This is a genomic window from Pseudomonas sp. NPDC087185, assembly GCF_044744955.1.
In the GTDB taxonomy this organism is placed as follows: domain Bacteria; phylum Pseudomonadota; class Gammaproteobacteria; order Pseudomonadales; family Pseudomonadaceae; genus Aquipseudomonas.
The window spans coordinates 60,807-80,359 of sequence record NZ_JBIUZK010000007.1 but is presented as its reverse complement, the minus strand read 5'-3'; the positions used below and the strand labels follow the sequence as shown (position 1 = coordinate 80,359).

The 19,553-nt window shown below is 58.7% G+C and carries 21 protein-coding genes; 13 read left to right on the top strand and 8 right to left on the bottom strand.

The features are described 5' to 3' along the window. Nucleotides 1–391: 391 nt before the first annotated feature. From ACIPIJ_RS22885 to ACIPIJ_RS22845, 9 genes are all read left to right on the top strand, one after another. Nucleotides 392–922 carry a thiamine pyrophosphate-binding protein gene (locus tag ACIPIJ_RS22885; protein WP_265967733.1) on the top strand — a complete coding sequence of 177 codons (531 nt, stop codon included), beginning with the start codon at nucleotides 392–394 and terminating at the stop codon, nucleotides 920–922. Then, the gene (locus ACIPIJ_RS22880) at nucleotides 910–1,506 is read left to right on the top strand and encodes a thiamine pyrophosphate-dependent enzyme (RefSeq protein ID WP_387524084.1); all 597 of its coding nucleotides are present in this window, start codon (nucleotides 910–912) and stop codon (nucleotides 1,504–1,506) included. Before ACIPIJ_RS22885 ends, ACIPIJ_RS22880 begins: the two co-directional genes overlap by 13 nt. Before the next feature lie 69 nt (nucleotides 1,507–1,575). Continuing rightward, nucleotides 1,576–2,739, top strand: coding sequence for an acyl-CoA dehydrogenase family protein (locus ACIPIJ_RS22875; protein WP_401080838.1), 1,164 nt, complete (start codon nucleotides 1,576–1,578; stop codon nucleotides 2,737–2,739). 63 nt (nucleotides 2,740–2,802) lie between these two features. Continuing rightward, nucleotides 2,803–4,005 (top strand): CaiB/BaiF CoA transferase family protein, encoded by a 1,203-nt coding sequence (locus tag ACIPIJ_RS22870; RefSeq protein WP_401080835.1) that lies wholly within the window; start codon nucleotides 2,803–2,805, stop codon nucleotides 4,003–4,005. 49 nt (nucleotides 4,006–4,054) lie between these two features. Beyond that, nucleotides 4,055–4,804, top strand: a complete 750-nt coding sequence (locus ACIPIJ_RS22865; protein ID WP_401080832.1) for an electron transfer flavoprotein subunit beta/FixA family protein — start codon at nucleotides 4,055–4,057, stop codon at nucleotides 4,802–4,804. Then, nucleotides 4,804–5,733 carry an electron transfer flavoprotein subunit alpha/FixB family protein gene (locus tag ACIPIJ_RS22860; RefSeq protein ID WP_401080829.1) on the top strand — a complete coding sequence of 310 codons (930 nt, stop codon included), beginning with the start codon at nucleotides 4,804–4,806 and terminating at the stop codon, nucleotides 5,731–5,733. Before ACIPIJ_RS22865 ends, ACIPIJ_RS22860 begins: the two co-directional genes overlap by 1 nt. A 19-nt stretch (nucleotides 5,734–5,752) precedes the next feature. After that, nucleotides 5,753–6,595 carry a MaoC family dehydratase N-terminal domain-containing protein gene (locus tag ACIPIJ_RS22855; protein ID WP_401080827.1) on the top strand — a complete coding sequence of 281 codons (843 nt, stop codon included), beginning with the start codon at nucleotides 5,753–5,755 and terminating at the stop codon, nucleotides 6,593–6,595. Next, nucleotides 6,592–7,416 (top strand): HpcH/HpaI aldolase/citrate lyase family protein, encoded by an 825-nt coding sequence (locus ACIPIJ_RS22850; protein WP_401080824.1) that lies wholly within the window; start codon nucleotides 6,592–6,594, stop codon nucleotides 7,414–7,416. The genes ACIPIJ_RS22855 and ACIPIJ_RS22850 overlap by 4 nt, the downstream gene beginning before the upstream one ends. Nucleotides 7,417–7,580: 164 nt before the next feature. Further along, nucleotides 7,581–8,174 (top strand): TetR/AcrR family transcriptional regulator, encoded by a 594-nt coding sequence (locus tag ACIPIJ_RS22845; RefSeq protein ID WP_401080821.1) that lies wholly within the window; start codon nucleotides 7,581–7,583, stop codon nucleotides 8,172–8,174. Nucleotides 8,175–8,304: 130 nt separating this feature from the next. On the opposite strand, the gene ACIPIJ_RS22840 is transcribed toward ACIPIJ_RS22845, so the two are convergent. From ACIPIJ_RS22840 to ACIPIJ_RS22825, 4 genes are all read right to left on the bottom strand, one after another. After that, nucleotides 8,305–8,946, bottom strand: a complete 642-nt coding sequence (locus tag ACIPIJ_RS22840; protein WP_401080818.1) for an alpha/beta hydrolase — start codon at nucleotides 8,944–8,946, stop codon at nucleotides 8,305–8,307. A 22-nt stretch (nucleotides 8,947–8,968) separates the two neighbouring features. Beyond that, a complete protein-coding gene (locus tag ACIPIJ_RS22835; protein ID WP_387524109.1) occupies nucleotides 8,969–10,099 on the bottom strand; it encodes an MFS transporter in 1,131 nt (376 codons plus the stop codon). Between the two features lie 343 nt (nucleotides 10,100–10,442). After that, a complete protein-coding gene (locus ACIPIJ_RS22830; protein ID WP_401080815.1) occupies nucleotides 10,443–11,105 on the bottom strand; it encodes an RraA family protein in 663 nt (220 codons plus the stop codon). 59 nt (nucleotides 11,106–11,164) lie between these two features. Further along, nucleotides 11,165–12,514, bottom strand: a complete 1,350-nt coding sequence (locus tag ACIPIJ_RS22825; RefSeq protein WP_401080812.1) for an MFS transporter — start codon at nucleotides 12,512–12,514, stop codon at nucleotides 11,165–11,167. 175 nt (nucleotides 12,515–12,689) lie between these two features. Between ACIPIJ_RS22825 and ACIPIJ_RS22820 the strand changes: the two genes are divergently transcribed. After that, nucleotides 12,690–13,589: a LysR family transcriptional regulator gene (locus ACIPIJ_RS22820; RefSeq protein WP_401080809.1), complete on the top strand. Its 900-nt coding sequence runs from the start codon at nucleotides 12,690–12,692 to the stop codon at nucleotides 13,587–13,589. A 98-nt stretch (nucleotides 13,590–13,687) separates the two neighbouring features. After that, nucleotides 13,688–14,353, top strand: a complete 666-nt coding sequence (locus tag ACIPIJ_RS22815) for an RraA family protein (protein WP_401080807.1) — start codon at nucleotides 13,688–13,690, stop codon at nucleotides 14,351–14,353. 80 nt (nucleotides 14,354–14,433) lie between these two features. Here ACIPIJ_RS22815 and tldD read toward each other — a convergent pair whose 3' ends face one another. From tldD to ACIPIJ_RS22795, 4 genes are all read right to left on the bottom strand, one after another. Further along, complete coding sequence (gene tldD, locus ACIPIJ_RS22810) at nucleotides 14,434–15,882, bottom strand: metalloprotease TldD (protein ID WP_401081335.1); 1,449 nt, start codon at nucleotides 15,880–15,882, stop codon at nucleotides 14,434–14,436. 341 nt (nucleotides 15,883–16,223) lie between these two features. Beyond that, the gene (locus ACIPIJ_RS22805; protein ID WP_266033199.1) at nucleotides 16,224–16,514 is read right to left on the bottom strand and encodes a DUF1330 domain-containing protein; all 291 of its coding nucleotides are present in this window, start codon (nucleotides 16,512–16,514) and stop codon (nucleotides 16,224–16,226) included. 76 nt (nucleotides 16,515–16,590) lie between these two features. Then, complete coding sequence (locus ACIPIJ_RS22800) at nucleotides 16,591–16,782, bottom strand: 4-oxalocrotonate tautomerase (RefSeq protein WP_401080804.1); 192 nt, start codon at nucleotides 16,780–16,782, stop codon at nucleotides 16,591–16,593. Between the two features lie 2 nt (nucleotides 16,783–16,784). Continuing rightward, a complete protein-coding gene (locus tag ACIPIJ_RS22795; RefSeq protein WP_266033194.1) occupies nucleotides 16,785–17,588 on the bottom strand; it encodes an NAD(P)H-dependent oxidoreductase in 804 nt (267 codons plus the stop codon). A 283-nt stretch (nucleotides 17,589–17,871) separates the two neighbouring features. Between ACIPIJ_RS22795 and ACIPIJ_RS22790 the strand changes: the two genes are divergently transcribed. Both ACIPIJ_RS22790 and ACIPIJ_RS22785 read left to right on the top strand, forming a co-directional pair. Next, entirely contained in the window at nucleotides 17,872–18,756 is an 885-nt protein-coding gene (locus ACIPIJ_RS22790) for a LysR substrate-binding domain-containing protein (protein WP_279839005.1), read from the top strand. 45 nt (nucleotides 18,757–18,801) lie between these two features. Then, a complete protein-coding gene (locus ACIPIJ_RS22785; RefSeq protein ID WP_266033188.1) occupies nucleotides 18,802–19,539 on the top strand; it encodes a helix-turn-helix domain-containing protein in 738 nt (245 codons plus the stop codon). Nucleotides 19,540–19,553 lie beyond the last annotated feature (14 nt).

The window sequence follows — 19,553 nt, the reverse complement described above, 5'->3', positions numbered from 1 at the left end:
TGAACATGATCACCGCGTGAGCGGCGCATTACGGAACGAGGTAGGCAAGAGCGAGTTGGCCGCAAGGGCATTTAGAGGGGAACGGCATTACAGCGGGAGGCGAAAGCCAGCGAAGTACGCGATCGAACATAGTGGTGCCCTCATATTTTATTGTTGTTGGTCCAGCGCGGCCTCTGCAGAGACGCCGAACGATCACGCTAACGTAGTTGGCCGACTTGATTAAGTGCAGTTGCGGCCTAGCAGCTATCTGATTTGGTGATACCTCACCGGTTGCCGGGAACATCCGTCGAGGTATATCAATCCGGCATATCTAAAAGTGAAAAATGGTAGTCGTCGCTCCCGCAAGCTCGCTCCATGATGAGGCAAAACAAGAGCAGCATTGGAGACAACCATGTCATCGCAAGAAGCTGAACAAAGCTGGCAAGAAGACGTGTTTCGCGTCCTTAAGGCCCACGACGTCAAGCATGTCGTATTCGTCCCGGACGCTGGCCACTCGGCAGCCATCCGCATGTCCTATCAGGATCCTGATATCAAGGCCGTCGTACTGACTACCGAAGAAGAAGGCATCGGCTACCTGGCAGGTGCCTGGCTCGGCGGCGAGCGGGGCGCGCTGCTGATGCAGTCCAGCGGTGTGGGTAACTGCATCAACACCTTGGCTCTGCAGAACTGCGCCGGCTTCCCCCTGCTGATGGTCGTGACCATGCGTGGCGATTGGGCTGAATTCAATGCCTGGCAGAACCCGATGGGTCAGGCGACCGAAGCCTCCTTACAATTGATGAAGGTCATGACCTGGCGTGCAGATAAGCCAGAAGACGTGGCGCCGCTGCTCCATGGCGCCGCCACCATGGCGTTCAACGGTGATTCTGCCACTGCCCTGCTGCTTGGCCAGCGCCTGATCGGAGAAAAGAAATGGGTGAAGTAAGCGCTAACTACACGCTGTGCCGCCGTGAGGTGGTACGCACCCTGCTCGCCGATCGTAAGGACGTGCTGGTGGTGACAGGCCTCGGCTCGGCGTCCTATGACGTGATGGCTGCCGGTGATCACGACGGTAACTACTACCTCTGGGCGGCTATGGGTAGCGCTATCACCGTAGGCCTTGGGCTGGCGAATGCTCAGCCGGACAAGTCGGTAGTTGTCATCACCGGTGACGGCGAGTTGCTGATGGGCTTTGGCGCCCTAGCTACTGTCTCCCTGCAGAAACCTGCCAATTTGACCATTGTGGTGTTGGACAACGGCCACTTCGGCGAAACCGGCATGCAGGTCAGCCATGCAGGCTTTGGCATCAAGCTCGACCAGGTTGCGCAAACCTGCGGCTTCAGCTGGACGAGCGAGATTCGCGACATGGCAGGGGTACATGACCTGCGCGAGCGTTTCGCTACGCGTGAAGGCGTAAAGCTTGCCACCGTGAAAATCAAGGCAGAGAACCCCCCAAGAGTGTTGCCGCCGCGTGATGGTCATTACATCAAGAACCGTTTCCGCGCTGCACTGGGCTTCCAGCCTCTTTGACTGTGTTTGGTGTGGGCTGGCAGCCGAGCCACGACAAGGCTGCCAGCCCCCACCACCTGGAGAACAATAATGAGCGACTACGACGACGACGAACTCAATGCTATCCGCGAAGGCGTTCGCGCATTGTGCGGTGATTTCCCTGCCGAGTACTGGCGCAAGATCGATGAGGAGAAGGGATTTCCTGAAGCCTTCGTAAAAGCCATGACCGACGCCGGCTGGCTGTCGGCGATGATTCCTGAAGAGTATGGTGGCTCCGGTCTGGGGCTGGCCGAGGCGTCGGTCATTCTTGAAGAAGTCAACCGTTGTGGGGGCAACTCCGGCACCATCCACGGCCAGATGTACAACATGTTCACCCTGCTGCGTAATGGCAGCGAGGAGCAAAAGAGCCACTACCTGCCTAAGCTGGCGAGTGGCGAACTGCGCTTGCAATCGATGGGTGTTACCGAGCCCACTACAGGCACCGACACCACCAAAATCAAGACCACCGCGGTACGCAAGGGTGACAAGTATGTCATCAACGGGCAAAAGGTTTGGATCTCGCGGATTCAGCATTCTGATCTGATGATCCTGCTGGCCCGCACTACGCCGCTGGCCGAGGTGAAGAAAAAGTCCGAAGGCATGTCGATCTTCCTGGTCGACCTGCGCGAGGCCATTGGCAATGGTTTGACCGTGCAACCGATTGCCAACATGGTCAACCACGAAACCAACGAACTGTTTTTCGACAACCTCGAAATCCCAGCCAGCAGCCTGATTGGCGAAGAAGGCAAAGGCTTCCGTTACATCCTCGACGGCCTCAATGCCGAGCGCACGCTGATCGCTGCAGAATGCATCGGTGACGGTCGCTGGTTCATCGAGAAAGCCAGTCAATATGCCCGCGATCGCGTGGTATTCGGCCGTCCGATCGGGCAGAACCAAGGTGTGCAGTTCCCGATTGCCGAGGCGCACATCGAGATCGAAGCGGCCGACCTCATGCGCTGGCGCGCCTGTGAGGAATATGACAGCGGCCGTAATGCCGGTGCCGCTGCGAACATGGCCAAGTACCTTGCAGCCAAAGCAAGCTGGGAAGCGGCGAACGCCTGCCTGCAAACACATGGCGGTTTCGGGTTTGCCAATGAATACGACGTCGAGCGCAAGTTCCGTGAGACCCGCCTGTACCAAGTGGCCCCAATTTCCACAAACCTGATCCTGTCGTATGTGGCCGAACACCTGCTGGAACTGCCACGCTCGTTCTGACCGAAGTCGGCCCTTGTCGCCAAGACGGCAAGGACATGACATGACAAAAGAGATAAAAAAGCCATGAGCCAGCTCACAGGTATCCGGCCGCTCGACGGCATTACCGTCATCAGCCTTGAACATGCTATTGCGGCCCCTTTCTGCACCCGTCAACTGGCCGACCTTGGTGCGCGGGTGATCAAAGTCGAACGCCCGGGTGTCGGTGACTTCGCCCGTGGTTATGACCAACGCGTAAATGGCTTGGCCTCGCACTTCGTCTGGACCAACCGCTCCAAAGAAAGCCTGTCACTGGACCTCAAGCAGGACATCGCTGGCGACATACTCGACCAGTTGCTGGAGCAGGCCGACGTATTGGTACAAAATCTGGCACCAGGCGCCGCTGCGCGCTTGGGTTTGTCGTTCGAAGCATTGCATCAGCGCTTCCCTAAACTGATCGTCTGTGACATCTCAGGTTACGGGGCGGGAGGGCCGTATGAGCAGAAGAAAGCCTATGACCTGCTAATCCAGAGTGAAGGCGGTTTCCTGTCTGTAACAGGGGGCCCCGGCGAAGACCAGATGGCAAAGGCAGGTAACTCAATCGCTGACATCGCCGCGGGCATGTACGCCTACACCGGTGTATTGTCAGCCCTGCTTCTGCGGGGCAAGACCGGTGAAGGCAGTCACGTCGATGTGTCCATGCTCGAAAGCCTGGTCGAGTGGATGAACTACCCCCTCTATTATGCCTATGACGGGGCTGCGCCGCCTCCGCGCGCAGGTGCTGCCCATGCCACGATTTACCCGTATGGCCCCTTCCCCACCGGTGACGGCAACACCGTGATGCTCGGGCTGCAGAACGAGCGCGAATGGCGTTTGTTCTGCGAACAGGTCCTGCTAACGCCAACGCTTGCCGACGACGATCGGTTCTCTGCCAACTTCAAGCGCGTGGCAAACCGCGAACAGTTGCGGGCACTCATCATCGAGGCCTTCGCCAAGCTCGATTTCAATACTGTGATTGCGCGCCTTGACGGCGCGAGCATTGCCAATGCCCGTGTCAATGACATGCAGGGCGTGTGGGAGCATCCGCAGCTTCAGGCACGTGAGCGCTGGCGCAATGTGGAGACCGCGGGCGGCAGTATTCCAAGCTTGCTCCCCCCGGCGACCAGCAATGCTTTCAGCCCTCGCATGGACCCAGTACCGGCGCTGGGCGAACACAGTGAGCGCATCCTTGCCCAACTGGGTTTGTCTGCCGAACGAATTCAGGAACTGCGCGTTTGTGGGGTCATCTGACCCCTTTTTTAAGCTGCAGCCAAAAGAGTAGAAGGGAGTAACACAGCCCATGAAAGTGCTGGTCGCAATCAAGCGAGTCGTCGACTACAACGTCAAGGTTCGCGTCAAAGCGGACAACTCCGGTGTCGACCTTGCAAACGTCAAGATGTCCATGAACCCCTTCTGCGAAATCGCCGTGGAAGAGGCCGTTCGCCTGAAAGAAAAAGGCGTGGCGAGCGAGATCGTTGTCGTCTCCGTTGGCCCGACCACTGCCCAGGAGCAGCTGCGTACCGCGCTGGCGCTGGGTGCCGACCGTGCCATCCTGGTTGAAGCCGCCGATGAGCTGAACTCCCTGGCCGTGGCCAAGGCGCTTAAGGCCGTTGTCGATAAAGAGCAACCGCAGCTGGTCATTCTCGGCAAGCAGGCCATCGACAGTGACAACAACCAGACCGGCCAGATGCTGGCCGCGCTGACCGGCTACGCCCAGGGTACCTTCGCTTCCAAGGTCGAGGTGGCTGGCGACAAACTGAATGTCACCCGTGAAATCGATGGTGGCCTGCAAACCGTATCGCTGAACCTGCCGGCCATCGTCACCACCGACCTGCGCCTGAACGAGCCGCGCTACGCGTCGCTGCCGAACATCATGAAGGCCAAGAAAAAGCCGCTGGAGACCGTCAAGCCTGACGATCTGGGCGTTTCCCTTGTCTCCACCAACAAGACCCTGAAAGTCGAAGCGCCTGCTGCCCGCAGCGCGGGTATCAAGGTCAAGTCGGTGGCCGAACTGGTCGAGAAACTGAAAAACGAAGCGAAGGTAATCTAATGGCCATTCTGGTAGTAGCAGAACACGACAATCACACACTGGCCAGTGCCACGCTCAACACGGTGGCGGCTGCCCAGCAGATTGGCGGGGATGTCGTGATAGTGGTGGCAGGCCATGATGTTTCCGGCGTGGCATTTGCCGCCGCAGAGATTCCGGGTATCAGCAAGGTATTGGTTGCCGACGATGCCGCTTATGCGCACCAATTACCAGAAAATATCGCTCCGCTGCTGGCCAAACTGGGACGTGACTTCACGCATGTTCTGGCACCCGCAACGAGTAATGGCAAGAATGTTCTGCCACGCGTCGCGGCTCTGCTGGATGTGGACCAGATTTCGGAAATTATTTCGGTTGAAGCCGCGGACACCTTCAAGCGGCCAATCTACGCAGGCAATGCCATCGCCACAGTACAATCCAGTGCGGCGATCAAAGTCATCACGGTACGCAGCACCGGGTTCGATCCTGTACAGGAAGCAGGCGGTGGCGCAGTTATCGAAGCGCTGAAAGGCGGCACGGACGTGCAACTGTCGTCCTTTGTGGGCGAAGAGCTGGCCACGTCGGACAGGCCGGAGCTGACGGCTGCCAAGATCGTCGTATCCGGCGGCCGCGGCCTGGGCAATGGTGACAACTTCAAGTACTTGTACAGCTTGGCCGACAAACTCGGCGCTGCCGTCGGCGCCTCGCGTGCAGCAGTTGACGCAGGCTTCGTGCCCAACGACATGCAGGTCGGCCAGACCGGCAAAATCGTTGCGCCGCAGCTGTACATCGCCGTCGGTATTTCCGGTGCGATCCAGCACCTGGCCGGCATGAAAGACTCCAAAGTGATCGTTGCGATCAACAAGGACGAAGAAGCGCCGATCTTCCAGGTAGCCGACTATGGCCTGGTCGCCGACCTGTTCGAAGCTGTTCCCGAACTCGCGAAGCATATTTGAAACCTTGAGGACAACCACAATGACAACACAGGACCTCAGTAGCTGGATTGGCCGCAGCGAAATCAGCCATGACTGCATCTCTCATAACCTGGTCAAGCGTCTGGCCGCCACGTTGAGTGAGCCCTCACCTTGCACTGGCGATCCGCTACCGTTGCTCTGGCATTGGGCATTTTTCCAGGAGCCGGTTGATGCTGCCGGACTGGGTATTGACGGGCACCCTGCACGCGGTGGTTTTCTCCCACCGGCAGACAATCGCAACCGTATGTGGGCAGGCAGTCGAATCGAGTTTTTGGGCTCGCTACGGGTAGAGGCACAAGTATCCCGTCGCTCCACCATTCTCAAGGTCGAAGAAAAGCATGGGCGCACAGGCTCGCTGCTTTTCGTCACGGTCAAACATGAATACGTCCAGGACGGGCGTAATGTACTGGTCGAAGAGCAAGACATTGTTTACCGCGAACCGACGCCACCCAAGTTGAGCGGTACAGACCCAGCCCCGACGGGCAGTTGGCAAGAAACTATAGAACCGACAGCCACGCTGTTATTCCGGTATTCAGCCGCCACCTTCAACGGCCACCGCATCCATTACGACTGGCCGTATGTGACCGAAACCGAAGGATACCCAGGGCTGGTTGTACATGGGCCATTGATTGCCACCCTTAACTTGCGGGCGTTCCAGCGCGCCAACCCCACCGCACGCGTGCTTCGCTTCAATTTCCGCGGCCTGCGCCCCCTGATTTCACCTGATAATTTCGAGGTGGGTGGGCGGCTTTTGGAGGCTGGCAAGGCGCAGCTTTGGGCAACCGCTGAGGCCGGAATGGCACAAGCGGGTGAAGTCGAATTCAGTGGGGAGATTACCCGATGAATTCGGCTATCGTTCGCACCGCTCTATTTGTGCCTGCCAGTCGCCCTGAACGCATCCCAAAGGCACTGGCCAGCTGCGCTGATCGCGTTATCGTCGACCTGGAGGATGCTGTCGAAGAAACCGCAAAAGAGCAGGCCCGGGACAATCTGCGTGACTTCCTCACGAATAACCCGTTGGCCAATGTGTTGGTGCGCGTCAATGCGCCAGGGCATTGGGCACATGAAGCCGATTTGGCCCTGTGTCAGCGTTATGCGGGAGTCAGGGGCATTCTGCTACCCAAGGCCGAAACAGCGGAACAGATCCAACTTGCTCACGCCACTGCGAAGCCTGTTTGGCCAATCATCGAGAGCGCCCGCGGGCTCGTTGCCCTCCCCTCGCTGGTCAATTGCAAAGGTGTTGAACGCCTGTCATTCGGCAGTCTTGATCTGGGCGTGGATCTTAACCTGCGCACCGCAAGCGAGGCAGCGGAGCAGGTTTTGGCGCACGCGCGATATGCAGTCGTGCTTCACAGTCGCGCTGGCGGCCTCGCCCCGCCTTTAGATGGTGTTTACCCTGCCATTCAGGATGTTGACGGCCTCCATCGCCATGTCCAGTTCGCTCGCGATATGGGCTTTGGCGGGGCGCTGTGTATTCACCCTGGCCAAGTCAATGTCATTCACAGCGCGCTGAAGCCCTCAGCTTCGGAGCTTGATTGGGCAAAGCGTGTTGTCGCGCAAGCCGAGGGTGGCGCCGGGGTATTCACCCTGGATGGCCAAATGGTCGATGCACCGGTAATCCTTCGGGCTCGCGTCATTCTGCAAGTTGCTGGCCAAGCCGAATAGCCGAGTTTGCCCCTGAGCAGGCTGCTACTGTTCTGACGGACACAGCGGCCTGCCCAGGCTTTTTTGTATGCTGCAGCTGAGTTCGATAGCTATGACACTTAAACCAAGACGCTGCCGGCGAGTGTTGTGTCGGATGTTGCGTGCATTATCCAGGCTCCCAGCTTATGCGTGAGACCACTCAAGTTTTGCAAAGCCATGAGCGCTTGCTTTGCGCCGCCCGTGACTTGATCGCTGAAGTCGGCTATGGGGCCATGAGCATGCGCAAGCTGGCCGAGCGTGTGGGCATTCAAGCGGGGAGTTTGTATCACCACGTGGCCAGCAAGCAGGACCTACTGCTGGATGTTTTACTAGACACCCTTACCGAACGCCTTGCAGCTTGGCAGCGTGGCGCATACAGCCGCGACCTGCGCGGTTACCTTCGTTTCTTGCTGGCGCGTCAACGCTCACACCCCTTCGAAGTGACAATGCTCCGCCACGAGTCGAGGCACATAGAGCCTGGCAAGCGCAAATGGCTGGAGCAGGCTCTGGCCTGCTCTCAGGCGCCCTTGCTCACCATCATCGACCAAGGCAAGCTGGATGGGCATTTCCGCGTTGAGGATACTGCAGGGACGGTAGAGGCAATCCTGGCCCTGGTCGAGACTGCAGATAGCATGAGGCATCGCACGATACCGGTCGATGAAGTATGGATCGAAGCATGGATTACGCAGATGAGCCTGGCCCTGCTGTCGGCGCCCTGCGTTACAGATTCAAGCGTTTGAGAGCCCCGCTGAATGGGCTCAATCGCTACTAGCCCACACAACATGGCAGACCACGGCAGGCACCCTTACGGCCTGAACGATATATTCGCTGGATATGGCTGGTACGCCGTCGAACCGGCGCATGGGTTGATCAGCTAGCGTGGCTCAAGTGCCTTGCCACGTGCTGCGCGACCTGCGCCAGGCAGCCTTTGAAGAAGTGATTGCAACCAGGGTAGACCACCACCGCACGGCGCTGTGGCCGCGCCCAGTCGAGCAGGTTTGCCAAGGGCGCCATTTCGTCCTGCTCGCCATGCAGCAGCAGGCACTTGTCAGGCAATGCTAGCGGCTCGTACAAGCGTCCCCCGGGCACCAGTCCAACTGGCAGCCCCAAGAGTGCCACCGCGTGCAGGGTGTCATTGAGCACGCACGCGACCCGAGCAAACACGTGTGCGCCAAACGAGAACCCTACCAGCGCAATTGGCAGGTCCGGGTACAAGCGCTGAAGGTGCTTGATGACGATGATGCTGTCTTCGCTTTCGCCAATGCCTTCGTCGTGAACACCGGTCGATTTACCCACGCCACGAAAGCTCGGACGTACCACTCGCCAGCCTTCTGCACTGAGCTTGCGTGCCAGCGTCAGTGGCACCAGGTGATGCGGGCTACCGCCCAGCAGTGGCTGAGGGTGGCTGACGACCACCACGCCTCTAGGCGGGCCAATCGGTTCATCGATGATCAGTTCAATCTGGCCCGCGGGCCCTTCGATCAGACGCTCGCTTCGTTTTTCATCGCTCATGCTGAAGTTCCTCTACCGCTGCTCAGGCCGGCTGAGCGGAAGACCGTTGCAAGGACCTTAATACCAGGCCAACCAGCACCACGTTGATCACGGCCAGGCTGCACAACGTGACGAGTACGCAGATTGCCCCGAAGTGCTGCATCAAATAGCCACCGGCCAAGGGGGTCAGCGCCTGCCCGATCAACGACGGGCGCGACATCTTGCCCATCAGCGCCACATACTGCGACGCCGGCATCAACACCAGCGGCAGCAACCCACGGACGATCGCCCGCAAGCCGTTGCCAAGGCCGTACAGCAGCAAGCCAACTGCCGTGGCGCCCGGCGCGAAGGCTACCAGCAGCATCCCAACGGCAACCAGCACCGCCGACACCAGCGCCGTCCAGATCGGATGACGCTTGCCTGCGATCATTTGCAGAACCCGTGAGGCCACCTGGCTCGGGCCGAGCAGCGACGATAGCGCAATCGCCGCCGCCAGCGAATAGCCTAGCCCCTGCAGCACTGCTACCAGCTGCACCGAGATCGCCGTCATGATGATCGCGCCCAGCGCGAAGATCCAGATCAACAGCAGGTAAAGGCGCCGGTCAACCGGCGGACTGCTTGGCTCGGTGCTGCCTTTGACCTGGCGAAGCCTGCCACCGCTGGGTAACACTTTCAGATAAAGCGGGGTCGCGAGCACCAGCAGCAGCGCATAACCCACGCAGGTGGCACGCCAGCCCACGTGTTCGATGGCCAATGCAATCAGCGGCCAAGCCAGGGTCGTGGCGAAGCCTGAGATCAAGGTAATGCCGGTGATTGCCCTGCCAGCGCGCTCCGCGTACAAAGCGCCGAGGGTGGAGAACAGGGCTTCATAGAGCCCCGCCGCCATGCCGATGCCTATCACTGCCCAGGCCAGCAGAAACATCGGCAGGGTTTGGCTGGCGGCGACGATCAACAACCCCAGCGCGACAATCAGGCCACTGCAGGCCAATTGCACCCGGCCGCCATAACGGGCCACCAGACGGCTCGAGATCGGCGCCAACAGCGCCGAGATCATCAGGCTCAACGACAATGCGCCATAGACCCACTGGCTGGCCCAGCCGGTGTCGCGCATGATCGGGTCACCCATGACCGCCAGTAGAAAGAACGAACCGCCCCAGACCAGAATCTGCAGCATGCCCAGGCAAAAAATGCCCGAGGCTCCGGGAAGACGAGCTTCAGCGTGCACGGTAAACCTATGAGAAAACGTTCAATTCGCAAGCGTGGCTAGCGAGGGAAGCCTGCAAGCTCCAGGGTGACCGCTGACAGGCTGTATTAAGGCAAGGCGCGAAGCGCGCCCCTATGTTAGAGCGGTGTAGCAACGCCTGCTAAACAATGTGGGCATAACAGATATACCTGTAAGCGCGCTGGCACTGCAGGGTTGCCACTGGGGCTGGACGCAAAAGGCGGCAGGTGCCGCGTTTATCTCTCTAAACGCCTGCTTACCGCCTTTGGCTTATCGCGGCTCAGCAGAGCAACGTTTAGGACTTGCGTTGCAAGGTGTGATAACCCAACTCTTCACGCGCTTGCTTGAGGGTGCGGCCCTGGCTGATCAATGCGCGGATATCCGCTTCGATGGCTTCGATCTGACGCGCCACCTGGGCCACTTCCTGCGCCCGAGCACGCGGCACCACGACGACGCCATTGGCGTCGGCCACGATGATGTCACGCGCGCACACGCGGGCCTGGCCGATGGACACCGGCTGGTTGACCGACTCGACCTGAACGCGGTCTTTGCCTGTGCGCATGAAACGCCCCTGGGTAAACAGCGGATATGCATCGCCCAAGGCCTTGTTGACATCGCGGCAGACACCGTCAATAACCGTACCGGCGATGTTCCGAGTGCCGGCATACTGGGTCATGATGTCGCCCCACACGGTGCAATCGGTGCGGCCATCGTTATCGATGACCACGATATCGCCTTCAGCAACGTCTTCTATGAAGTCACCGACGGTGCCGGGTGGCACGCTCGCCGATACGTACTTCACCGTGAAAGCAGGCCCCACGACTACCTGTTTGTAGTTGTCCAGCGGCATGACGCCAAAGCAGTGGCCAGGCAGGCCCAGCTTGTCCAGGGCATCCGAAACCCCGGGAGTGTCCAGACCTTCGAACAGTGCGACCAGCGCTTTATCTTCTGCGTGCATCGTTAACTCCTTTCAAACAGACTGATTGATCACAACGGGTGACGCCATACACCGTGAGGTCACGCCTTGTTACTCTTCGGCACCGGCTCCAGAATCGTCAGTAACAGCACGAAGCTGGCGAACGAACCAATTGCAAGGTAGGTGAACACGTAGTTCCAGCCGTAGCTGTCAAGCAATAGACCGGTCAGGAACGGCGTCGCTGCGGCTCCTAGCTGTCCGACCATGTTGACGATCGCGTTGGCGACCGGAAAGGTTTTCTTGGTCGCTAGAGCCATCGGATAGACCATGTACGATGAGAACCCGAAGCTCAGCACGACGCCGGTCGCCATCAGCAACAGACCGTACGAGAGCGGGTCGGCAGGCGAATGGATCAACAGATACATCATCACCGACGTACCTAGCGCCGAAAGCAGCATCCCCGGCTTGCGCCGGCCAGCCAACCACCGGTCCGAACAGTACCCGCCCAGCAGGTTGCCCAACACTGCCCCTACCCACGGCGCTGCCGAAACCAGGCCCATGTTCATCAGCGAGAAGCCTTTGACGGTGATCAGGTAGGTAGGGATCCAGGACAACAACACGCTGGAGACGCCCAACTGGAAGCAGTACGCCAGCGCGCTTCCCCAGATCAGCCAAGAGTAAAATACCTGGCGCTTGGTCTCCAACGCAGACACTTCGCGGCGACGGATGAAGAAGTCCAGGCGCTTGAGGCCCAGCCCTGCCGCCTTGTGCTGGGCGGGTTCAGTGCTGGCGACCTTGTCGAGCGGTGTTTCGTCGGTGATATAGTCCAGCTCGGCCTGATTGACGAAGCGGCTTTTCGACGGGTGATCGGCAATCATGAAGTACCAGGCGATCGACAACAGGATCCCGGGTATTGCAAAAAAGTAGAACACCTCGCGCCAGCCCCAGGCCGCGATGATCAGGGCGCACAGCGGCGGCACAATGACAGGGCCGAACTTGACCGCAGACAGGAATATGCCTGAAGCAATGCCCTTTTCCCTCGGAGGGAACCAGTTGTTGATGGTGGTGGTCATGCTGATCGGCAGCGGCCCTTCGGCAAGTCCCAGACCAAACCGATAGACTTTCAACGCAAGCAGTGAGCCTGCAGTACCCACCAAACCGGTCAGTACAGACGTCATGACCATGGCGGTCGGCAGGATCCGGCTCACGCCCATGCGGCTGAACGCCAGGCCCGCGGGGATTTGCGCCAACGCATAGGCGAGCAGAAACAGGCTCATCAGCCCGCCCGCTTCGGCGTTGCTCATCTCGAACTCTTTGCGAATAAACGGCAGTGCAACGCCGAGATTGGCCCGGTCGGCAGCAGCGATGGTGTAGATCGAAAAGATCATGCCAGCCACTATCCACCGGTAACTGCTGCGCCCTTTGGCCTGGGCAATTTCAGCGGTCGACATACTTCATACCCTTGTTTTTATAATTCGGCGGTAATCTAGGCGCGGCAAGGCTAGAAAAAAAGCGACAAATACTCACCACTTATCATCGCTTTTAGTGGACAATCAGATCACTCTTACTGCCGTTTAGATCTGTCCACCCCGCTCTAATGCGGCCTTCTCGACCTTAGGGAAAGCGATGATCACGTTGAAGCAAATCGAAGCCATCTACTGGATTGTCGAGTTGGGCAGTTTTGAAGCGGCGGCGGCCAAACTGAACATGTCCCAATCGGCGATCTCAAAACGCGTGCAAGAGCTGGAAGACGCCTTTGGTGTCTCGATTTTCGATCGCTCCAAGCGCAGCGCCCGTCTCACCCAGAAAGGCCTGGAGCTGCATGGCTGCGCGGTGGAGATGTTGCGCCAGCGGGATGACCTGCTCGAGCGCGTCAGCTCGAAGGAGACACTGGTCCGACGCTTCAGGCTGGGCGTCACCGAACTCACGGCGCTCACCTGGCTACCTACTCTGGTCGAGCAGATCCATCAGACCTATCCCAAGGTCGATCTGGAACCCTCGATCGAATTGAGCACAGACCTGTTGGGCCGGCTGGAGGCAGACGAACTCGACCTGATCATCGTGCCCGACATTGTCCGCGACCCCCGCTTCATCAGCACCCCACTGGCCGCTGTCGAAAACGCGTGGATGTGCTCACCCTCCCTTTACCCAGGTAACGCGCCGATGAGCCTGCAGTCGCTGTCGTCGTTTACCGTCCTTACCCAGGGGGGCAGTTCAGGAACCGGACAAACCTACGAGCGTTGGCTGGCGGAACACGATGTTCGGTTGACCCGGACCCTCACCAGCAACTACCTGGTCGCTCAGGTCGGGTTGGCGATTTCAGGCGTAGGGCTCAGCTACCTGCCCAGGCAGTGCATGCGGACCTTGATCGAGCAGGGCCGACTGAAGATCATTCAAACCGATTTTCCGTTGCCGCAAATCAGCTATGTATGTGTACATCGGGCTGACCGCTACCAAGGCCTCAGCAACGAAGTCGCCCGACTAGCGCAACGGGCTTGCGACTTTACTCGCCTTATCATCACCTAAGGCGATGATTTTTGATCAATAAATATCGCTAAATGTAACCGCGTTTCTCTCCTACCATCGGCGTCTACCCCGCTGGTTTTGTCATTCAGGAGATTGTCATGCTGTTATCCGGGTCTCGTATCCTGCCGTCGCCACCCCTCGCCCCTGAGGCCGTGATCGAATCGTTCCAATCGGTCGTCACGCCGCACATCAGCGACAACCTCGGTCGACACATCGGTTCGCGTGGGCTTACCCGTTACAATACCTCGGGCAAAATTGTCGGTACCGCGCTGACCGTGAAGACCCGCCCAGGTGACAACCTGTTCATCTACAAGGCACTGACCCTGATCGAGCCAGGCCACGTGCTGGTCATTGATGCCCAAGGTGACACCAACAACGCGGTCATCGGCGAATTGATCAAGCTCTACGCGGAGCAGCGGGGCTGCGTGGGTTTCATTGTCGACGGGGCGATTCGTGATGTTGAAAGCTTCAAGTCCACCCCTTGCTATGCCCGTGCGGTGGTTCACTGTGGCCCTTACAAGAGTGGCCCGGGCGAAATCAACGTCCCGGTTTCGGTTGGCGGCATGATCGTCTCACCCGGCGATATCATCGTGGCAGACGAAGACGGCATCGTTGCCTTCCCTCAGGAACTTGCCGAAGAGGTGCTGGGCAAGGCACGCGAGCACGAGGCTCACGAAGAAGCGGTCAAGGCGGAGATTGCCACCGGTGTGCTGGACCAATCGTGGCTCGACAAGGTCCTAGAAAAAGCAGGCCTCTCGAACTGAAGCTAACTCGCTCAGGCGGCTGCACTCATCCTGACCAAGAGGTATTGAACGAGGGCAGATATCTCTGCCCTCGTGCTCGATCAAGCACTGCCACCAACCGTCATACTGTCAATCCGCAAGGTGGGCTGCCCTACCCCGACCGGCACACTCTGGCCATCCTTGCCACAGGTCGCCGTGCCTTCATCCAACGCCAAGTCGTTACCGATCATGCTCACATGCTTGAGCGATTCAGGCCCGTTACCGATCAATGTTGCGCCCTTCACCGGGGCGGTGATCCTACCGTCCTCGATCAGGTACGCCTGGGTCGCGGCAAATGTGAAACGCCCACTGGTGATGTCCACCTGCCCGCCGCTGAAGTTTGCCGCATAGATGCCACGCTTGACCGAACGAATGATCTCCTCCGGTTCGTGCTCGCCGTTGACCATGTAAGTATTGGTCATGCGTGGTAGCGGCTCGTGCGCATAACTCTGGCGCCGACCGTTGCCAGTCGGCGCCACGCCCAGCAAGCGGGCACTCAGGTCGTCATGCATGAAGCCGGTGAGGATGCCGTCCTCGATCAGGGTGGTCGACTGCCCGGGGTTGCCCTCGTCATCGATGCTCAATGAGCCGCGCAAACCGGGCAGCGCGCCGTTGTCGAGGATAGTCACCCCTTTGGCCGCGACTCGCTGTCCTACCCGGCCGCCGAACACCGAGCTGCCTTTGCGGTTGAAATCGCCCTCCAGCCCATGGCCGACCGCCTCGTGCAGCAGCACGCCGGGCCACCCGGACCCGCAGACCACGGTCATGGTACCGGCGGGCGCATCGACTGCTTCCAATTGAAGCAGTGCGGCGTCCACAGCGCCGTTGACATAATGCTGCACGCGGCCCTCGGTATAAAAATCATAGACTGTACGGCCCCCCCCGCCCCCCCGTGCTGTGCCTCTGCGCCCGGCACTTTCGACCACTACCGTCAACGTCAGATTCACCAGCGGCCGCACGTCTGCAGCCAGGCGACCATCACTACCTAGAATCAACACCGTCTCGTAGCTACCTTGGAGAAACGCGCTGACCTGTTTGACCCGGGCATCGCGTGCACGCGCCAGTTCATCGACCTTGCTCAGCAGTGCCACTTTTTCGGCTGCGCTGGCCAACTGGATCGGGTTGTCGGCGACATACAGGGCCGTAGCGTGCTCTGCCGAGCGGCGCGGCAAAGGCACCGCCATACGCTGTGGCCCGCTGCTTTTGATGACCTCGCGAGTAATCTGCGAGGCGCGCAGGACCGACGCGATCGACAGATCATCCGAGAACGCCAGCGCCGATCGCTCACCTGCAACGGCGCGCGCCCCGACGCCTTGCGTAACGCCGAAGCTGCCGCGCTTGACCACGCTGTCTTCGAGGTTCCAGGACTCGGCATAGGCATGCTGGAAGTACAGATCGACATAGTCGGCCTGGACGTCGAGCGCCCGCTGCAGGTCGCCGAACAGCTGCGACTGTTCAAGGCCGTTGGGCGCGAGCAGGTGGTGCAGGCCATTTTCGCAGAAGTGACCCAGCGTCTGATCGATGGGCAGGTCTGGAAAGCCCGTCGGCCATAGTCTCTCGAAGCGTATCGGCAGACACGCCCAGTCACCATGAAACTGGTCGATCGCGGCGACATCCACCCTGTTCGCGGAGACTGACGGCAACCCTCAACATGAACTAAAGCAAACAAAAAGTAACCCAGCGGCCGTTGTACTCTCGCTGGGGTCGATCATCACGCTACCCGATAGACAGCCATCTCCTCACTCGGATTCACATCAGGCCCGCTGCGGTCGAACACGTGGATAAGCTCATGCTGGCCTCGCGAGTGCCTCCTCGCTAGAGCGGCGAGACACTCGACTGTCGGCGAAGGAGCCTACTTCAAGTCGGCTTCGATGATGATCATTTCACGACGTGAAGCCCGCTGCGCAAACTGTTTAGCCTCGACATAGGCGGGATCGTGATAGCAAGCTTTGGCCTGCTGGTAATTCGGAAACTCAACTGCCAGTACGCGATACGTACTTTCTGATTCGACCAGAGCGCTTTCCTCCAGTACTTTGAGTTTGGCGCCATACTGGTCACTGATCGGCTTCCACAAACGCCCGTACTCCTGTTGAGCTTCAGTGTCGATCACGTCAGACGCAAAAATGATCCAGTAGCCCTTCACTGAGCGGTCCTCTTTTCAATGGTGTGATTGAAAGGCGCCAGTGCTTGGTGCCTAGCCGCGGTTGAACACTTGCGCGTTACTCCGGTGCCTGTGCGAGAAAGGTGCCCCCGCGAGCCCACTCGTGGGGGGGAATTTCCAGGAATAGGATGTCAACAGACTCCGGTTTGCATCCGAGGATCTGCGCCGTTACGCGCGTGACCTCTTCGACATAGCGGATCTTTTGTTCTCGGCTACGACCTGGGCTCAACTCAATTCGTACGGTCGGCATGATCAAGCCTCCTTCACATGCGAAGGGGTGTACTGCTGAGCTGCGTCCTCACGGCATTGCTCGGCGCTAGGGTTCCACTGTACGCCAGATCGTGCCACTACCCCCGGTTTGAGGCGTTGGGTCTCGTCATAGTCCTGCCACGGGTGGAAGTACAGTGGTTCCAGACTATCCAATGTGCCGAGGTGCTCGGCATAACCTTTCAGATAGGCCCCGCGTTGCGCTGCCGAAACGCGAGCCGGCATCCACGCAGCGAAGGGTGGCAATACGGTAAAGCCGGTATAGGCCAGGATTCCATTATGAATCGGCCAAAGAATGTGATGCAGATCGCCGTCAATGCCATTTGGCTCATACAGAGTGGACGCTGTGCCAGTCGTGAGGCACAGCATTGCCCGTTTGCCCTTGAAGTGGCCGCTTTCGTACTTTTTGCCCGTGGAGTAGGCAAAACCACGCGCAAACACGCGATCGACCCAGCCCTTGAGAATCGCAGGCATCGAGAACCACCATACGGGGAACTGGAACAGGATGAGATCGGCACGAGCGACTTTGTCCTGTTCTTGCAGCACAGCCTGGGCGTAGCTGCGGTGTGCAAAGGCGTACTCCTGCTCTACCGAAAGATCCAGGTAGTCGGGATCCGCCCGCGTCCCGGCGAAGTCATCAGGGCCAAGCGCCGCTTGCCAATTCATGGCGTAGAGGTCGCTGACCTGCACATGATGGCCAGCAGCAGACAGGGTTTGAATCGCAGTGTTCTTCAGCGCGGAGCTGAACGACTGCGATTCTGGATGGGCAAAAACGATCAATACATTCATTCACATCTCTCCAGATGAGGATAAGCGCCGCATGGTGGTTGTGCAGAACACCGCAGAAATGGCACGGTTTGATATCAAGCTCGGCCTGCCTGCGCCTGCGAGAATGTCAGCGATGCTTCCCAAGTATCACGTCCCGAGAGCGGCGGACATGGATGACTGGCAAAATCAGGCGCTAGTATGGTTGGATGACCATTCGCTCCAAAGCCTCCCAATCCATTCTTGGTGGGACGCCGAGCAATGACAACCGATCGTTTCTCAGTTAATAAGATAGAGTTTCTGCGCCATGAGAACTGATCTACCGCTGAAGGCCGTAGCGTATTTTGACGCCGTAATGCGGTACGGCAGTTTGGTCACCGCTGCCCAGACACTGTGCGTAACGCCGGGTGCCGTTGGTCAGCAGATACGTCGACTTGAAGAATGGTTGGAAAGCCCCCTGTTCATCCGTTCGGTCAGACAATTGCGCCCCACCCGGGAGGCGCATGCTCTCTGGAACAACGTCAGACCAGCGCTTGACCAGTTGAACGAATCCTGCGTGCAACTGCGTGATGGGATTGGACAGGAAGTACGCCTCAGTCTGCCGCCGGCACTTGCTAGTAAATGGTTTGCTCGACGAATGCCTGCCCTACTGAAGGCCTTACCTCAGGTGAGGCTGAATGTAGGAGCAACCGAGGGCCTGTTAAATTTCGATACCGATGAAGTAGACCTTGCGATCCGTCATTGCGACGGAAAAGTGCCAGGGCTGAACGCCCAGCTGCTGTTAGCCGATGATTTGCGAGTCTATTGCAGCCCACGGTATTGCGAACAGCTTCAGTTGGTGGCGATTCAGGATATAGGCCGGGCGAGGCTGTTGCACACGGCATCACACAATCACTGGTCACGTTGGCTTGGGGGTGCAGGTTATACGGGACCGGTGCCACATTCGAGTATGCAGTTCGATCAGTCGCTGCTTTCCATTGATGCAGCCCGACGTGGCCAGGGGTTAGTGCTTACCAGCCCTTGGTTGGTGGAGGACGAGCTGGAGGCTGGGCTACTCGTGCAACTTTTCTCTCACACCCTGTCAGTGAACCGGGGTTTCTATCTCTTGCATCGCGACGATTCCATGCTGCCGCCTAGCACCGTCGCGGTACAGCGGTGGTTGCTCCAGGCAGCTGGCCTGCAACCAGCCTAGTGGTTTGGCTGAGCAACACCGTTCACCTCAAGGAGCGTAGTAGCCGTGGTAACCCCGAAAGAACTGTTGCATTGGCTTGATCATGATCTGACGTTGCTGGGTAGGCTGTTCGACCGGCTGCCTGATGTGATGTTTTTTTTGAAGGATGTCGATGGTCGCTACGTGGCGGTCAACGAAACGCTGGTGTACCACAGTGGCCTAAGAGGCAAGGACAAAATCATCGGTTTGACCGCCGATGAGGTGTTTCCGGTGAGCAACACCAGCATCGGCTCGCAGGATATGCAGGTCATTCATTCGCGTCGGGACATCATCGACGCCATGCGTTTATTCCGCTCTGCCGATGGCAGTAAACAATGGTGCCTGAGCTCCAAGTTTGGAATTTTCGATGAGCGCCGCAACCCGATAGGGCTGGTTGGCATATCACGCATCCTCGCGCGGCCAGACGAAAAACACTACGGCTACAAGCGGCTGCTGGAGTTCTCTCGCCAGATCCAGGAAAACCTCGGCCAACCTGTCCTGATCAGCGATATCGCCCAGCAGGTCAATCTGTCCATGGACACCCTGCAGCGTTTGACCCGCGAGGTCTTCCAGCTCACGCCAAAGCAGATGCTGATGAAAGCCAGGATAGATCGAGCGTGTGAGCTTCTTGAAAACTCAATGACAAACATCACCGATATCGCTAGCGAATGTGGTTACTCCGATCACAGTGCATTCAGTAGGCAATTTCGTGCCGCGTTGCATTGCACGCCACAAGAATACCGGGCCAGCGTGCGGCGCCCGTAGCGCGCCGCGTCATG

What these genes read in the sequence shown, in the direction of transcription:
- ACIPIJ_RS22840 (WP_401080818.1), bottom strand. Translation starts at nt 8,946, where the DNA reads ATGAGCGATGAAAAACGAAGCGAGCGTCTGATCGAAGGGCCCGCGGGC.
- ACIPIJ_RS22860 (WP_401080829.1), top strand. Translation starts at nt 4,804, where the DNA reads ATGGCCATTCTGGTAGTAGCAGAACACGACAATCACACACTGGCCAGT.
- ACIPIJ_RS22830 (WP_401080815.1), bottom strand. Translation starts at nt 11,105, where the DNA reads ATGCACGCAGAAGATAAAGCGCTGGTCGCACTGTTCGAAGGTCTGGAC.
- ACIPIJ_RS22795 (WP_266033194.1), bottom strand. Translation starts at nt 17,588, where the DNA reads ATGAATGTATTGATCGTTTTTGCCCATCCAGAATCGCAGTCGTTCAGC.
- ACIPIJ_RS22870 (WP_401080835.1), top strand. Translation starts at nt 2,803, where the DNA reads ATGAGCCAGCTCACAGGTATCCGGCCGCTCGACGGCATTACCGTCATC.
- ACIPIJ_RS22865 (WP_401080832.1), top strand. Translation starts at nt 4,055, where the DNA reads ATGAAAGTGCTGGTCGCAATCAAGCGAGTCGTCGACTACAACGTCAAG.
- ACIPIJ_RS22825 (WP_401080812.1), bottom strand. Translation starts at nt 12,514, where the DNA reads ATGTCGACCGCTGAAATTGCCCAGGCCAAAGGGCGCAGCAGTTACCGG.
- ACIPIJ_RS22815 (WP_401080807.1), top strand. Translation starts at nt 13,688, where the DNA reads ATGCTGTTATCCGGGTCTCGTATCCTGCCGTCGCCACCCCTCGCCCCT.
- ACIPIJ_RS22835 (WP_387524109.1), bottom strand. Translation starts at nt 10,099, where the DNA reads ATGCTGCAGATTCTGGTCTGGGGCGGTTCGTTCTTTCTACTGGCGGTC.
- ACIPIJ_RS22850 (WP_401080824.1), top strand. Translation starts at nt 6,592, where the DNA reads ATGAATTCGGCTATCGTTCGCACCGCTCTATTTGTGCCTGCCAGTCGC.
- ACIPIJ_RS22845 (WP_401080821.1), top strand. Translation starts at nt 7,581, where the DNA reads ATGCGTGAGACCACTCAAGTTTTGCAAAGCCATGAGCGCTTGCTTTGC.
- ACIPIJ_RS22855 (WP_401080827.1), top strand. Translation starts at nt 5,753, where the DNA reads ATGACAACACAGGACCTCAGTAGCTGGATTGGCCGCAGCGAAATCAGC.
- ACIPIJ_RS22880 (WP_387524084.1), top strand. Translation starts at nt 910, where the DNA reads ATGGGTGAAGTAAGCGCTAACTACACGCTGTGCCGCCGTGAGGTGGTA.
- ACIPIJ_RS22875 (WP_401080838.1), top strand. Translation starts at nt 1,576, where the DNA reads ATGAGCGACTACGACGACGACGAACTCAATGCTATCCGCGAAGGCGTT.
- ACIPIJ_RS22800 (WP_401080804.1), bottom strand. Translation starts at nt 16,782, where the DNA reads ATGCCGACCGTACGAATTGAGTTGAGCCCAGGTCGTAGCCGAGAACAA.
- ACIPIJ_RS22885 (WP_265967733.1), top strand. Translation starts at nt 392, where the DNA reads ATGTCATCGCAAGAAGCTGAACAAAGCTGGCAAGAAGACGTGTTTCGC.
- ACIPIJ_RS22820 (WP_401080809.1), top strand. Translation starts at nt 12,690, where the DNA reads ATGATCACGTTGAAGCAAATCGAAGCCATCTACTGGATTGTCGAGTTG.
- ACIPIJ_RS22790 (WP_279839005.1), top strand. Translation starts at nt 17,872, where the DNA reads ATGAGAACTGATCTACCGCTGAAGGCCGTAGCGTATTTTGACGCCGTA.